We start from the raw sequence: 15,899 nt of genomic DNA on the forward strand, positions 1-15,899 counted from the left end.
GTGTCAGACTGTAACGGCACGAAAGAAGACAATAGGAAAAGGCCGTATTCAATGCCTCTTGAAGCTTTTTTTCGCCTTTTGGGCAGATTATGCGTTCCGATTCGGGTTTTTGATGCTTTTGGAGACTTTTGAAAACGGGTACCGAAAGGCTAATTTTTGGCCTGTTTTTGGCACCGAATCGGTAGGGGTTTTGTTCGGGTTTCGTTCGGGTCTCGTTCGGGAAAATGACCCAAAAAAAGTTTCCTGCCGAACAAGTCCCGAACCACTCCCGAAGGAAGCCCGAACAGAGGGTTGCAGAACGGCTTTGCCGATTGCTCAAAATAAGGCATCGGAACGTAACGACAGGACAAGAAATAGCCTGCCTGAGCAGCCGCTATGGCATAAAAAAGAGGGTGATTTTCAGACTCCAGAAAGCAGGAACGCCTATAGGCCCAAGTCTTTTAGCAAAGACGGCGGGTAATGGCTTAGGTCTGAGGTCTTGAAGTTTTTGTAGCTCTTGAGCACCAGCATGTGCGTAAAATGGATCTTGGGATAGATAAAGGTTCCGCCAAAATGCTCGTAAGGAATCTGCTGCTGCTTCCGCATCTTGGCAATCTTGGTGTCGCTGCATTTGAATATCCTCATCAGGTCTGAGGTGTCAAACCAGCATTCGTTTTCGAGGCGCTGTATCTTGGCCTTGAGTTCTTCGTTTTCTTTGCGCAGTCGGTCGAGTTCTTCTTTCATTTGGCGTATAGTTTAACAGGTTTGTATCGGTTCGTATGTTTCTCCCATAACGGCAAAAACTTCGGAAAAGTATGCCTAAAATGTATTTTTTTTGGCGGGCTCAGGGGTCCTGAAGCGGGCGGCCGCAGCGATAAACAAAACAGTTTACCGGCCTATTCGTGATGTTGCTTTTTGGAGTTATTTCTTGAACATGGGCAGCGGATTAAGCGGATGGCGCAGCAGGTTCTTGAACGTGCCTTTGGCCAAAAAAAGATGGAAGCCCAAGTTGGGCCATCTTTTGCGGTTATCGCGGAGGCGCCTGCCATCGGTCCCGAACCGCATCAGTCCCAATGACACGTCGATCCAGTCGGCCTTGCGGAATGTTTCTACCGTGTGCTGATTTTCGCCCTTATAGGGCGTCATCTTGTGGTGCCAGTGGATCATCAGCGCAATCTCGCCGGCCCAGTCTGCCTTTCCGGCTTTGCTGAGGTAGGCTGCCGCCTGCTCGGCAGAAGGGCCGAGGTAGTCGAGCGTATGGTGCGTCCAGATGCCGATATCATGAAAGGCGGCGGCTATGGCATACTTCTCGCTATTCTCCACGGCACTGTCGAGCAGCATAGAGGCGGCCAGTACGCGGCACGTGTGGTTCTTGTATTTTTCGTAGTCGCCGCCAAGCTGCTGCCGGAAGGGCTGCAGCAGTGTTTCGATGGCCTGTTCCTGATGTTCCATAAGCTGTCTGTTGGTTTGTTAGGCTCGCTGTGCGACCTATAGTGCTCGCTGGATGCAAGATACGTATAAAAAGCGAATAGCGGCAGGTGGTTTTGCGCCGATTCGGGCCAATTTTGAAGCCAAAATAAATTAATACTGAACGGGTTAGGATTTTTTATTTTTATTTGCCTACTTTTGCGCCCGATTAAAAGAAAGTAGTATTTATGAAAAGAATTGTTGAGCACAGGAAGCTTTTGGGAGTCGACAAGACCGTTACGCTAAAAGAATTGAAAACGATCTACAGGAATGTGATGAAAGATTCGCACCCTGACAAGTTCGTAGATGATGAGGCTGGAAAGCTTGAGGCAGAAGAAAGAAGCAAGTCGGTGATCGAGGCCTACCACTTTTTGGTAAGCATCAATCCGGAAACACAAGAGCGTTTCCGCGACGAGTATACCGAGACTACGGCAAAATCGAACATCCATGATTTCTACTACGAAAAGCAGATCTTGGTCATCCAGCACCTGAACGGGAATTCGTATGAGTATATCGGGGTTCCGAGAAACACCTACATCAAGATGGTGAATGCAGAATCGCCAAGCCGTTTTGCCAGAAGACATATCTATGGCAGCTTTATCTACAGAAAATCAGGCGTTGCAGCCGAAGATTAATTGCTGCACGTTTTATAATAAGCAAGGCTCTTGGGAAACCGAGGGCCTTTTTTTATGCCCGGCTGTCCTGTGCCTACTCTTGGGATTCGGAAACCTATTCGCAGCCTGCATGCCTTGCCGATTACGGCTGGGGCACTATTGTTTCGAGATTAGGTGCGGCGGCAAGAATGACTTCGGCCCTTGTGCCCTTGCCTAAGTCGCTATGTATTTTTAGCTCGGCATGCAGCAGCGTACACAGCCTCTTTGCGATAGATAGTCCAAGACCTGTTCCTTTTACGGCTCGTCTCTGGCTTTCGGCCCTAAAAAATTCGTTATAGATTTTCTGAAGGTCATCTGGCGCAATGCCTACACCATTGTCGGCAATCGAGCAGACAATCCTGTCTTCCTGCCTTGCTAGGGCAATATCAATCCTGCCATTTTCTCCTGTATATTTCACGGCATTAGAAATCAGGTTATCGAGAATGACCGAGAAGAGGTAGGCGTCTGAGCGGATCCAGAAGTGTTGGCCTGATTCAAAGCCCAGCGCAATGTTCTTGGCCGCAATCTTAGAGGAGTAGCGTTCCAGTACCTGCAGGATGACCTCATCGACTGCCACGTCTTCAATATGCACGGCCGCCTTCTGGTTTTCGAACCGGGCAAGCAGCAGCAGCTGGTCTGCCAGGTCGTTAAGGCGGTTGACTTCGCTGATGCAGTAGCGTATCTTTTCTTCATATTCGGCGCTTTCGCGGGGCTTGCGGATCAGCACCTCAAGCGTTCCTTGAATGACGGCCAGCGGTGTCCGCAGCTCGTGGGAGGCATCTGACGTAAATTGGCGTTCCCTGACAACCGCATCTTCGATACGGTCCAGCAGCTGATTTATGGAAGCAGAGAGCTCAAATAGCTCGTCTTTGTTTTTTGGGAGTTCGATACGTTCGCTCAGGTTGCTGTTGGTGATCTTGCTCGCTGTATTGATAATGTCTACGGCGGGCCTTATGCTTCTTCCGGCAATAAAGCGCGTGACAAAGAACAGCGCTAGCAGCACAATAGGAAAGGCAATAAACAGCACGCGGCTCAGGTTGCCCAAGACCCGCACTTCTTCTTCTACCGACATGGCTATGATGACATAGCCTACCTTTTTGCCGTGGTTGAGGAGCGGCGCCTGTACCTGCCTGACAGGAATATCGACGAGATAGGTATCTTGGGAATGGATGTTTGTTTCTTCATAGCGGAGCTTGAGGTTTTCGCCTTTGAGGTTGTTGGATTTCTCGTAAAAACGCCCCGTGCTGTCAAAAATCTGGACAAATATGGGATTGACATCAATCTCGTTGTGCTCGGTCTCATCCCATTCGCCAGGCTCAACCAGCATGGGATGGCTCGACGGCTGGTTTGCCACATAGTCTTGATGGTAGCGGATCTCGGTACCGAGGTTCTGGTTGATATCGTAATTGACAGAAAGGGAGACTATAACATATACGACCGCAAATACTATTGCGATCAGCGTGGCCGCACTGATGAGGTTGTAGACGGCAATCCTGTTTTTAAACGACAGTGGCATGGGCTGCTAGATTTCATTTGCAATGTAGCCAATTCCGCGGATAGTCTTGATGTAGTCTTCTTCTTTTTTCAGCCCCAGCTTTTTGCGTATCGAATTGATAAACACATCAATTACTCCAGACTCGTAATCAAAATGGATATTCCAGACTTCCTTGATGATCTGGTTGCGGGTACAGACCGCGCCCTTATTCTTGATCAGGTATTCGAGCAGGGAAAATTCTTTATGGGTAAGATAGACTTCCTTGTCATGCGTAAAGACTTGGTGCTTTTCGATGTCTAATCGGATAGGCCCGAGCGTATAGGTCTTGTTTTCTGAGGCGGCCGAGCGAAACTGTACTTTGATGCGTTCCAGCAGTTCTTCAAAGCTGAAAGGCTTCTTGATATAGTCGTTGGCGCCTGCCTTGAGGCCCTCGATGGTTTCCTGCACGGTATCTTTGGCCGTAAGAAATACGATAGGCGTTGATTGGTTGGCCTTGCGAAAGGACCTGCAGACTTCGATACCGGACAATTTGGGCAGCATCCAGTCAAGCAGCAGCAGGTCAAAATGCTGTGCCAGAGCCAGCCGGAGCGCAAGTTCTCCGTCGGAAGCCAGGGTCACTGTATAATGTTCTTCTTCGAGTCCTTGTTTCAGGAAGTTTGAAATTCCGATCTCGTCTTCGGCTACTAGTATGTTCATAGGCGGCAATTTTAGATAAATAGGGTCAAAATATCAGGATACGAGCACGTTTAGCGACTTGGGCAATATGTCTACCTGCACCTTGTTGGTCTCTAGCCTGTGGTATTCGCCATCGATCTGCACGTCTGTAAAAATCCTATCGGGCAGCTCGGCGTTGAGGCTCTGGATCATGGCGTGTTCTGCCTTTTTGAATTTTTCTGACTGTTTGGTTACTACCAGGCCTCCAAAAAGCATTTTTTGCAGAAAGCTTATCTTGGGCACATAGAGCAGGTCTAAAAAGCCGTCTGACAGGCTGGCTTTTGGGGTAAGGCTCATGTTATAGCCCATTTCGTTAGAGTTGGAGATAAACAGCAGGAACGGATCTGCTTCTTGCTCTTTTCCGTTGTAGCGCAGTATGGCCTTTTGGGGCTTGTATTGCGAGCTGGCCTTGAGCGACGCGTTCACATAGGCAGACAGCGTACGCTTGTTGGCGTTTTCGTATTTCTTGATGATCATGGCATCGATACCGAGCCCCATGTTGCTGAAAAAGCAGTACTGGTTGACCTTTCCGGAATCGATGGCAACCGACTTTTGCTTTTTGATGATGGCTATGGATTTTGTGACGCACCTCGGGATATCGAGGTTAGATGCCAGGCCGTTGCCTGAACCGACCGGGATGATACCCAGCTTTATATTGGTATTGACAAGCTGCGAAGCGATCTCGCTGATAGTGCCGTCGCCCCCACAGGCTACGATGATATCGGGCTGCTGTGCTATGGCTTTTTCCGTCAGCGCTATGGCGTGTTTTTTATATCGGGAATAGTCGATTTCTATCTTGTAGGATGCAACAGGAAAATGTCCTTCCAAAAATTCTCTGGTAATCTGGTGTTTTCCTTTTCCAGAGATAGGATTGACGATAAAATGGATATAGGTCATTCTTTAAGCAATTTGTTCGTAAATAAATAATCTGCCGCCTGATAGCCGGATATGGCTTCTTCCAGGAATGCATTGTCCATCGGGACAGGCTTGAGCTCATTGGTTTTCTTGTTCCAGTCATAAAGGGCCTGCTGCTTCTGGTCAGACAATATCAGGGCCTTGTTCTTTTTCATATAGGCGAGCTTCCTGTAGGTGCCTACATAGGCTCTTTCTGTGTAGGTTCTTCCTAAAGCATTCTTCCCAAAGAAGTTAGAACGGTAATTCCAGCGTAACATTGCAAACAAGGTAGGAAATAGATCAATTTGCGAGCATTGCTGCAGTACCTTTTCCGGCGCTTGGGCCGGCAAATTATAAATAAATGCTGGAATATGATAATTTGCGACATCTATTTCGTCTTTTCCTGCACTGCTGGCACAGTGGTCTGCAATAATCACAAAGACCGTATTCTTAAACCAAGGCTTTGTTTTTGCTTTTTCGAGCATCTGGCCAAGCGCATAGTCGGCATATTTCACCGCTCCATCCCTGTTCTTGCCAGAAGGTATGTCGATCTTGCCCTCTGGATAGGTATAGGGCCTGTGGTTGGAAGTGGTCATCACGAAATTAAAGAAGGGCTTTTTTGAGGCGAAATGCTCGTCGGCCACTTGGAGCATCTTGTCGTAGATGTTCTCGTCGCAGATGCCCCAGGCGTTCTCGAAAGTCACTTCGCTGTCTTCTATATTGTGGCGCTCGGTCTTGATCTTATCACTCAGCACGCTTCCTCTCCCTCGGTCGTATATCGTAAAGCCGTTGCCGCCAAAATAGCAGTTCATATTATCGAAGTAGCCATCGCCTCCATAAAAGAAGCTATTCTGGTAGCCCTTCTCCTGAAAGACATTGGAAACTGTATATAGGTTCTGGTTGTCGGGACGCTTCACGATGCTCTGTCCTGGAGTGGGCAAGATGCATAGGGTAACGGCTTCCATGCCGCGCACGGTTCGGGTTCCGGTAGCGTAGAGATTGGTAAAGAAAAGGCTCTGCTGGGCCAGCTTGTCCATGTTGGGCGTAATGTCTTTTTCATTCCCGAATTCTTTCATAAAGCTGGCGCTCATGCTTTCCATCAATATGAAAACAACATTGGGTCTTGCTTCTGAAGGCAGCGAATCAGTGATTTCTCGTCGGATAGACGTTCCGCCTTTGATAAAGCGGCTGTCGGGTTCTGCTATTTCGTTTCTTACGGTCTCGAAGGCCTTTTTGGTATCGATTGCCGTATAGAACTGCGTGTATTTCATCTGGTTGTTTCGGAATTCGGCAAAAAACGAATAGATTCCGGCTTTGGAAATTTCATTATTATAGCGGTTGGAAGACCATTCGGCTTGGTTGTTTTTTATAAATCCGACATAGAAAGACAATATCAGGAAGGCGGAAATAAACAGGGACAGCTTCTGCTTCAGGGAAGCTTTTCCAGCAAATGTGGCCGCAAAAATGCCTCTTTTTTTAAACAGGAACACAATCAGCAAGGTGATGGCAGCAACGCCTAGGATAAGATACGGAAGCGGATAGGATTCTTGTATGTTGCGGACTACTTCATGGGTATAGATAAGGTAGTCGACCGCGATAAAGTTAAAGCGGGTTCTAAATTCTTCCCAAAAGGTTATTTCGGCAAAAAACACAAATACTAAGACAAGTACCGTAAGCGAAAAGAAAAAATAAACAACTATCTTATCTAGCAGGGAGCCGCTGTATCGATTTGGCAACAGCAGCAGATAGAGGATTCCTGGAAAGGCTGCAAAGCCGGCAACCGCACTGTCGAAAAAGGCTCCGGTTGCCAATGTCCTTAGCACCGTGACCAGGTTCCAAGAAACCTCATCTTTCTGCCAGAACATAAAGACGATGCGGAGCACCATTGACAGGAACAAGAATCCTTTGAAGAAATTCCATAGGAGCGAGAACCGCTGAGGCAGGGAAATTTCAAATTGAAATGATGATTTTAATTTCATGTCTGTTACTTTGTTTTGCAAATGTAACGGCACGAATTGCCTTAAATTGGATGCGCCAAGCAGTCTTAAGTGAATCTTAAGAATAGGCAGGCTATGTTTCTTGCGGGCGATTTCCTATATTTACCTATTAAAAATTGCTTATGAAACTACTTACGCTATCGCCACTATTATCGGTCCTACTCCTTTCCTGTTCTGGAAAATCGCAAGAGCTGCCGACGAATACAAAGAAACTGTCATTAAAAGAGGCTTCTGCCGTAGCGGTCTCGAAGGCTTCGCCTTATATCTGGGTGGCCGAAGACAGCGGCAATAAAAACCGAATCTATGGCCTGGATGCCGACGGAAAGATCGCGCATACGATTACCGTAACCAATGCGGCAAACGTAGACTGGGAGGATCTTGCTACCGACGAGGAGGGCAATGTGTATGTAGGGGATTTTGGCAATAACGACAACCTGCGCAAAGACCTTTGCATCTATAAGGTGAATGCGGGCGACCTGCTGCACGAGACGGCGGTATCGCCTGCCAAGATTTCGTTCTACTATCCGGAGCAGCAGCAGTTTCCGCCGAAGAAGTCGGAGCTTTTTTATGATGCGGAATCGTTCTTTTTCTACAAGGGCAACTTTTACATCTTTACCAAAAACAGAAGCAAGGGCTTTGACGGAACCGTCATGTTGTACAGGGTGCCGAACCAAAGCGGCAACCATAAGGCGCAGCTCTTGGGCACATTCAAGGCGTGCGACAGCTACCACAAATGTGCTATTACCAGCGCCGACATCAGCCCTGACGGGAAGAAGGTCGTGCTGTTGAGCGCAAGCAAGGTGTGGCTGCTTTCGGGTTTTTCGGGAACTGATTTTCTGGGCGGAACGACCGAAATGTTCGAGCTGAATGACGTGACCCAAAAAGAAGGCGTCTGTTTTAAAGACAACGAGACGCTTCTTATCGTGGATGAAAAAAGCAAAAAGACGGGCGGCAATCTTTATGAGATCAAGCTGGCCGACCTAAAATCCAAATCCTAGTCCTGCCGAAATCCTGACACCATCTGTTGAGTTGAACAGGGAGACTTTACCTGTAACCAGATTCACGCCGTTGATCCAGATACCGCCACCATAAGCTTGGTGCCATTTGTCTGACTCTTCGCCCGGAACCCAAACGCGTCCGTAGTCGAATCCTCCAAAAACACCATAGCGCAAAGGCGCAAAGCCGTTGTCTACCTTGCCGAGGTTCCAGCGCAGGTCGGTGCTTTGGTAAAAGGACTGCTTGCCGGAAAAACGCTGGTTTCTAAAACCGCGCAGGTCAAAGTCGCCGCCTACGGTAGCCGCTTGGTAGAACTCGTATTCGTCGTCAAATAAGACTTTTCCTTTGAGCAGGGTAGCCAATACCCAGTTGCCGCTGGTCGAAATCTTATAGGTAAAGCCTAACGAGCTTTCCGCATACGGGAATTTCTTGCCGGTTTCATTGATATTTATGGTATAGCCGCCTAGCATTGAGAAGACCATTCCCAGCGTAGCATTCGATGGGTTGTCGTAATTTTCAAACGTATATTTGGCGCTCAGGTCTACAAAGTTCTTGTAGTCGAAAACATCAGGGTTCACGACACCCGGCAGGGTAATAAAGCGTCCGGCGGTCTTGTCTACCTGTACGCGCTCAAAGCTGGCCTGCACCACGGCCGAACCGCCCATTTCTCCAGTCCACTGCAAAGAAGGAGTGGCTTTTAGCCTACGTATCTTCACGCGGTTATAATCCATGTCGATATCATCGTCTGGATTTTCGGTCTCGTTACCGAAACCAAAGTAGTTGATACTAAAATTAGGACTGGTATAGAGGGCATCGACTACAAAATTCCATTTTCCGACTTGGTGCGGAAAAATAGCTTTGTAGTACAATTCGAAGCCGCTGGTCGCAAAATAGTAATTGGCGCCTACGACGTGTCTTTGTGAATAGGGGAACCTGTTGAAGCCGTTTACGGTATAGTTGACCCTGGCTCCTACCTTGACACCGTCATCAGGGTTGAATCCTAATAAGGGATATCCTGCCAAGACGTTGTATTTCGGTTTTTCGTAATCGTAGGTATTGATCTGATAGGAATCGGAAAGCATCTTTTCTCCTTTTCCAGTGCTGGTGATCGTATTGTCTTTGGTAGACGAGTCATAGATTCGCACTTTCTTGCCGCTTTCTACGTCATAGGTATCGTGATTCTGTCCGCCAAGAAGACGGATCTTGAGTCTTTTTCGGCCTTCGCCTTTTACTTCAAAGATATCATCGTCGTCTAATCCGTATACCCACAGTTCTTTGGTTTCCGGACAGTGGTAGGTTCGTTCGTGGATGAGCTCTTCTTTGTCTTTTTTGATACGGTAGACTTCTACTTTGGTAGCATCTCCAGATCGGGTAATGACAAAACGGTCTTTTTTGTCAGTACCGACAACGAGTACTGTTTTCTGCAGCACTTCATAGTATTCTTGTCCGTATTTTTCCAGGTATTTCTTTCTGGCTTTCAGGTCGGATTTGATCTTGTCTATCGAGGCGTCCTTTACTTCGTTCGGCAGCTTTTCGAATGCCTTGTCGATTTCGGCGTTGGAAAGGTTGTCGGTAATGTATTTGGCTTCTTGCTTCCAGACGCTTCCGTCTGATTTGGTAATAAAGGCAAGGTCTAGTGCATAGGCTTCGCGGTTGAACCATTTGACGTTGTCGAGCTTGTCGTCAAAAGAGCGCATGTGGCGCAGCGCCGGAATGTTCATCAGTATCGACAGCAGCGTGCCGTCGTATCTGGAGAAGGCTTGGTCTCTGTCACGCGGAATCGGACGGTAGATTACCTTTCCGTTTTCTTTGTATTCGCCCCATCTCCATTGGTCAGAATGCCTGTCCCAATCGCCGATAAGCATGTCGAACAGCCTGGCTCGGATATAGCTCTGCTCGTCTACTTCGTATTTTTCATCGGAGCGGACATTGGCCAGTACGTCATCTGTACTCACGATCTTGCCGGGCTTGCCGAAACTTTTCAGGTCCTTGAATTCGTCCATCGGTCGTTCTTCGATCATATAGAGCTCGTCGCCATAGTCTTCATTGAACAGGGCCAGCCTGTTTTGTTTTGGCACATAGAACAGCTTAGGGTTGGAATGGCTTATACCTACCCTGTCGGCCAATTCGGCTACTACAAAAGGCGTATACGGATGGGCCGTCGTGTAAAAGTCCATTATAAAGTCTTCTGCATAGGTGTCACGGAAGTCTTTCTCTACGGCTTGGTCTTTGAAAGCTACGGATTGCAGGAAGCGCGTAGCGCTTTTTCTCAGGGCCCTCATCACATATTCCTTTCCGTTTTTGTCTACCAGCCTGAGCGATTTAGACTGGTGTCCGCCGCCAGAAATGGTAGGCGTCAGCCCGCCGTATAGCGTATCGAGGCTTACGGCTCTTGCTTTTATCGGGGTACTGTAGATCTTTCGGTAGTGCTTGCCCCAAAGGAAACGGTAGGCGCCGCCTTTGGTCGTCATTTTTGAAGTATAGATGGTCGTGTCCTTATGGGTGGGAAAAGTATTCGGGAATTCTCTCAGGTTCGGTTTTGGCCTTGGGAACGTAGGCTGCTGTTTGTATAGCAAGCCTTCTTTTCCTTTGGAATCGGCACCATAATACGACACTTTTGAGGCGCCGTTGTTGAGCACTTCGAGCACGGCATAGCCGTTGTTTCCGAAAGAGAAGTCATTTTCATTGATCGCTCTGGCGGCCTCGTGTTTTGATCCGGCGCCGCTGATGATCTGCTTGACATTGTCTTTGTCTATGTATTGCAGGTTGTGGTCATGCCCCGAAACTACGACCACGTTGCTACGGGTCTGTATCAGGGTCTTGATTCTTTTTACAAAGGCATTGTATTTTTTATTCTGCAAGTCCTGCGGGCTGATGCCAGAGGTCTTGCGCAGCAGGTTGACGACCGTTCCCAAGACCGGCAGCGGTATTTTTTTGCTGAACGGAAAAAGATGCTTTTCTAGCGAAAACTCGCCGCCATGGGTGCCGTTGCTCATCAGCGGATGGTGGATGGCAATGATGGTGGTCTTTTTTTGGTAGTCGTTCAACTTGTTTTCTAATTCTTCAAAAAACTGCTCGCGTGTCTTGATGTCGCAGTCGTTGTTGATGGTAGGATGCTGGTCCCAGTCTTCCAGATACCACTGGCTGTCGATTACGATCAGTCCTAGGTTGTCGTTGATATTGATATGGTCGATCCCGCAGTTCTTTCTCGGAAGGAAGGATTTTTTCTGCTTGAGGTACTCGTTGACCAGCCTTTCTTGTTCTTTTAGTCCTTCTACTCCGTTATACCAGTCGTGGTTGCCGGGTATGAATATGGTCTTTCCTTTGAAACTCTTGGAGAGCGCCAGCTGTATGTCGAGCTTTTCTTCTGCCGTCTTTCTGTCGGGGCTTTCTTTTGGCGGCATGCCCAGCGGGTAGATGTTGTCTCCCAGAAAAAGCAGGGTACTGTTGGTATCGGCTTTTTTGAGCCTTTCTTCAAACAGCTTTAATAGCTGCTGCGATCTCACCTCATCGGCATTGCCTGCGTCGCCTACAAGATAAAAGGTATGTGAAATGGCTTTGGGGTTATCAAAGTTGTCTTTGATCGTAACAGGGGCCTTGCTTCCAAACTGCGAGTGGTTCGTGGCGCAGGACTGTAAAAAAATTATCAAGCAGGCATACTTGAATAGCGTTATATTTCGTTTACTAGTTACATTAAGCCAAAATAATTTCATAATTTGGTAGTGGATTTAATTCAATTGATATTTGACATGAATATTCTTCAAAAAGCCGAAAATTTTATATTCCAATTATTCAAAGATAGCTTATCTTCTGATTATATTTACCATAATTTTAATCATACTTTACGAGTTGTTAACAGCGTGCAGATACTGATCAAAGGCGAAAATGTGTCTGCAGAAGAAGCTGAAATGCTGGAAATTGCGGCTTGGTTTCACGACGCGGGATATATTGAGGGCGGCGAGAAGCACGAGGAACGGGGCGCTTTGATTGCGGCCGACTTTTTGAAAGAAAACGCATATCCTGAGGAAAAGATAGACAAAATCAAGTCGCTTATCATGGCGACGGAACTGAAAAGCACTCCTGTAGGCCATCTGGAGACAATCATACGCGATGCCGACTGCTCTCACTTTGGGCATAAGGAATATCCTAATTTTTCGGAACTGCTGCGCCAGGAGTGGAAAATCATCTGCGACAAGCAATATACTGACTTGGAGTGGGCAAAAGAAAACCGTACTGTTTTCTTGAAATACCATCGTTTTTATACGGATTTTGCCAAGCAAAACTGGCAGCCGCAGAAAGACCTGAACCTTTCTGACATACAGGACAAGATCACTTCGCTTGAGAAAGGAAAAAAGGAAAAGCCGAAAGACATCTTGAATAAGAAAAAGCTGGAAAAGCTGGAAAGTCCGGAACGGGGCATCGATACTATGTTTCGGGTGACACTTAACAACCATACCAAGCTCAGCCAGATTGCCGATAGCAAGGCAAACATACTGCTTTCTGTCAACGCGATTATCATTTCGATTGCGTTATCGACCTTGATTCCTAAGCTGGACAGCCCGACGAATGCGCATTTGATAGTGCCTACGTTCGTAATGCTGCTGTTTAGTGTGATCTCTATTATTTTTGCGATACTTTCTACGCGCCCAAAAGTCACCAGCGGACTTTTTACGCGAAAGGATATCGAGGACAAAAACGTAAACCTTTTGTTTTTCGGGAATTTCCACAAGATGCCGCTGGACGAGTACCAGTGGGCCATGAATGTGCTGATGAAAGACCGCGAGTATCTTTATAATTCGATGATCAAGGATCTTTATTTTCTTGGGCTGGTCTTGAACCGAAAATACAAATTGCTGCGCATTACCTACACGGTATTTATGTTCGGCATCATTATTTCGGTGATTGCCTTTGTATGGGCATTCAAGTCGGTTTAGTTCTTAAGGGCTAATTCTTTCACCAGGTCTTGGTAGGTATAGCTTTTCTCTGATTTTTCAGGCTGCGTATACAAGATTTCCACACGCAGTGCTTTTAGTCCGGTAACGCCCTGCAAGTCTTCTACTTCAAAAGTCTCGATAGCGCCCAGCTTGTTCTTGTGCTGCAACAGGCTGATGTATCTTCTGTATTCTGCTTCTTCTTGATGCTGTGAATAGACGATGGTGATCTTGCCTTTTTCTGTAATCCTTTCGTTGGTGCCTTTGATATTCGACTTGTCGATTCGTTTTTTCACGACTTCATAACGGGCATTGTAGGTACCGTCTACATCAAAACGTTTTTCGTCCATACGGAATCGGATGGATATCGGCGTGCTGAACACGAGGATCAGCGAAGTCACATCGAGGTCATACGGCAAGGAAGGACGCAGGTGGTAATATTCGTTTTCTAGCTCGCACAGGGCCTGAAGCTGCCACAAGCGCAGGTTGCTCAGATAGACAGGACTGAAGGACAATTGCGGGGCTATAGAAGCTCCGATATAGAGATTGTGCTCTACGCCGTCTGTCTTGAAGCGTTCGTAATAATGCGGAAAGAACGATTGGGCTTCTTCTTGCTTCTTGTCTAAGATAAAGGCCATTTTTTTATTGATCAGCGAAAGTGTCTGGTCAAAATCTTTCCTTGCATCATAGACCATCATAATCTTAGGGTCGAGCGATTTAAAATAGGCTTCTATTTTCTCGCGTACCTTGTCATTAGAAGTCTCGAAATGGTGCAGCATCGGATGGATCTCATTCAGAACATAGCTTTGGATAAGCGACTCGGTATCGGCTTTAAGGGTTTCTTTCAGCTGTTTCTCTAGGTCTTCGAGCTCGTAGATGTTCTGGTAGATGACCGGCAGTTTCAGGTTGTCGCTTATAAAGCGGAGCAACTGGAGCAGCAATTCGATCTGGGCCGTCAGGTCTTTTTCGATGGACTCGTTTCGGGCAACGGAGGAACCTTTGATATCGATCTGCCCGTATAGCGGATACACTTCCTTAAACACGATTTCTTTGAATGGCAGGTCTCTTGTATTTTTATCTGTAGTATGCAGTGAGGCTTCTTCCCTGAACTTCCAATAGACGCTCGGATGGATAGCAGTGTATTCTTTTTGGATGATGGCATCGATCTGATTCTGCATGTCGGAGAAATACCTGTCGATCGTGTCTACCAAGAAAGGCATGACCAGATCGAGCTTGTTGGCATTGATACTGTTTAGCTGTTTTGGCTCGGAGGAAACTAATTCTACGATGCCCAACAGCCTATCGTCTTTAACGACAGGTGCAAAAATACAGCTTTGTACGTTTTGCGCGAGCAGGTGTTCTGCCAGCTCTTTTTCTTCTGGATTTGTGACTAGAAATTCTTTTACGTCAGAAATAATAAAGTATTTCTTCTCTCCTACAAGGGTATCTAGTGGGCATTGTCCTAAGGCATTCAGGCATTCTTCTTCGTAATCTTTTGTCAAGATGAAGCTGTGCATCTCGTCTTCAAAATCGGCTTTTTTCAATCGGGTACCGTCACTGCTGAAAGCGGTAAAGCCCGTCCTGAGGTCTGCAATTTTGTAGATGGAACGGAATATGGTTTCAATGGTCTCTTTCTTGAATTCGGAATCTTCGTTGTTGCTCAGTAGGTTGCTTTTTAGATTAGAAATGGCACTTTCGACGGAATTGTCATAAAGTGTCATGATTCCGAAGCCCTTGAGTATCCAGCTTTCTGGCGGAAATTTTTCTTTCCACAGGTCGAGATCGTCGTAATTATCGATCAGCTGGTTGATGTCTTCTTGCGTAAGCGCCACCGATTTTTCTGTCGGGAACACCTCAAGGAAGTCGGCATTGTAAAGAATCCTGTAATGTTTTACGATACCTTCTGCATTGGGAATATCATAAAAAATAGGACTGCTGAAATCAATCTTGCAGCCGTAATAATAGTTTAGTATGATGGAACAGTTCATGACATAGAACCGATGCTCGTCGAAATCTCTAATAATGATCTCAAAATCGTCGCCGGCTTCCGTAAGAATCTTGTTCAGCCTTTCTGTCGTATTAAAAATATAATTGTCAAACGGAACAGTTACGGCTTTGATTTCGTTATGCGTTAGGGCCGTAGGAAACAAATCGGCCAAAAGGTATTTGATTCTGTTGTAGTGCTTTTCGATCTGCTGGTACGATTCGATACCGTCTCTCAGTTCCGGAAAGGGCTCTATTTCCTTCAAGAGTCCCTTGGCATAAGCCGCCCGATAATCAACATCAGAATCAGCTATTTGCTCTAAAACCTCAATGACTTTCTGAAAAGAAATCTTGATTTTAAACGGACTGGGATTCTCGTGAAGGGGATTCATATTTTGAGGATTCAAATTGTATGCAAATTTACGAAATAAATAGATTCGCAATTGTAAAAGAAAACAAAAAAGCCGTCGAAGGAATGACGGCTTTTTCAAATAAAAATCTAAAAACTAAATACTATTTATTTTGAAAAACAGAAAGCTGTTTTTGTGGGTTCGGTTTTAAATTTATTACTCTCGCTAATGTAGGAAACAAATCTGCTCGAAACAAATAAAATCGATGAAAAGCATGATTATTTAACGTTCGTATTTTAGGAGTTGGCAGGTCAAAAAAAGCTAATTGCTTGTGTATATGCTAAAAAATGTTAAATTATAGCAAAGGAGAACTTGGGTTTGAAGAATAAAATTTAGTTTTGTTTGGTGCCAAAATGCGGCTTTTCTTAACTTAAAATTAT

General features: G+C 46.3%; 11 protein-coding genes. 3 read left to right on the forward strand and 8 right to left on the reverse strand.

Translation table 11 applies throughout. The features are described from left to right. Positions 1–423: 423 nt before the first annotated feature. Complete coding sequence (locus OLM56_RS00565) at positions 424–723, reverse strand: bZIP transcription factor (protein ID WP_121375130.1); 300 nt, start codon at positions 721–723, stop codon at positions 424–426. Between the two features lie 177 nt (positions 724–900). After that, complete coding sequence (locus tag OLM56_RS00570) at positions 901–1,431, reverse strand: HD domain-containing protein (RefSeq protein ID WP_264527961.1); 531 nt, start codon at positions 1,429–1,431, stop codon at positions 901–903. Positions 1,432–1,634: 203 nt separating this feature from the next. On the opposite strand from OLM56_RS00570, the gene OLM56_RS00575 reads away from it, so the two are divergent. After that, positions 1,635–2,081, forward strand: coding sequence for a KTSC domain-containing protein (locus OLM56_RS00575; RefSeq protein WP_121375132.1), 447 nt, complete (start codon positions 1,635–1,637; stop codon positions 2,079–2,081). Positions 2,082–2,202: 121 nt separating this feature from the next. On the opposite strand, the gene OLM56_RS00580 is transcribed toward OLM56_RS00575, so the two are convergent. From OLM56_RS00580 to OLM56_RS00595, 4 genes are read right to left on the reverse strand one after another with little or no spacing between them, the layout of a single operon-like run. After that, positions 2,203–3,615 (reverse strand): sensor histidine kinase, encoded by a 1,413-nt coding sequence (locus tag OLM56_RS00580; RefSeq protein ID WP_264527962.1) that lies wholly within the window; start codon positions 3,613–3,615, stop codon positions 2,203–2,205. A gap of 6 nt (positions 3,616–3,621) precedes the next feature. Beyond that, positions 3,622–4,290 (reverse strand): response regulator transcription factor, encoded by a 669-nt coding sequence (locus OLM56_RS00585; RefSeq protein ID WP_121375134.1) that lies wholly within the window; start codon positions 4,288–4,290, stop codon positions 3,622–3,624. Positions 4,291–4,323: 33 nt separating this feature from the next. Then, positions 4,324–5,205 (reverse strand): diacylglycerol/lipid kinase family protein, encoded by an 882-nt coding sequence (locus OLM56_RS00590; RefSeq protein ID WP_121375135.1) that lies wholly within the window; start codon positions 5,203–5,205, stop codon positions 4,324–4,326. Continuing rightward, positions 5,202–7,181 (reverse strand): LTA synthase family protein, encoded by a 1,980-nt coding sequence (locus OLM56_RS00595; RefSeq protein ID WP_264527963.1) that lies wholly within the window; start codon positions 7,179–7,181, stop codon positions 5,202–5,204. The genes OLM56_RS00590 and OLM56_RS00595 overlap by 4 nt, the downstream gene beginning before the upstream one ends. Positions 7,182–7,321: 140 nt before the next feature. On the opposite strand from OLM56_RS00595, the gene OLM56_RS00600 reads away from it, so the two are divergent. Further along, on the forward strand, positions 7,322–8,197 hold the full coding sequence (locus tag OLM56_RS00600; RefSeq protein WP_264527964.1) for a hypothetical protein: 876 nt from the start codon (positions 7,322–7,324) through the stop codon (positions 8,195–8,197). Here the strand turns inward: OLM56_RS00600 and OLM56_RS00605 are convergent. Next, on the reverse strand, positions 8,180–11,845 hold the full coding sequence (locus OLM56_RS00605) for a metallophosphoesterase (RefSeq protein ID WP_264527965.1): 3,666 nt from the start codon (positions 11,843–11,845) through the stop codon (positions 8,180–8,182). The two genes, OLM56_RS00600 and OLM56_RS00605, sit on opposite strands and share 18 nt — an antisense overlap. A gap of 99 nt (positions 11,846–11,944) precedes the next feature. On the opposite strand from OLM56_RS00605, the gene OLM56_RS00610 reads away from it, so the two are divergent. Continuing rightward, the gene (locus tag OLM56_RS00610) at positions 11,945–13,129 is read left to right on the forward strand and encodes a Pycsar system effector family protein (RefSeq protein WP_264527966.1); all 1,185 of its coding nucleotides are present in this window, start codon (positions 11,945–11,947) and stop codon (positions 13,127–13,129) included. Here OLM56_RS00610 and OLM56_RS00615 read toward each other — a convergent pair. Beyond that, a complete protein-coding gene (locus OLM56_RS00615) occupies positions 13,126–15,501 on the reverse strand; it encodes a GAF domain-containing protein (RefSeq protein ID WP_264527967.1) in 2,376 nt (791 codons plus the stop codon). The genes OLM56_RS00610 and OLM56_RS00615 overlap by 4 nt on opposite strands. Positions 15,502–15,899: the final 398 nt, after the last annotated feature.

This window comes from Flavobacterium sp. N2550 (assembly GCF_025947265.1).
Classification (GTDB): domain Bacteria; phylum Bacteroidota; class Bacteroidia; order Flavobacteriales; family Flavobacteriaceae; genus Flavobacterium; species Flavobacterium endophyticum.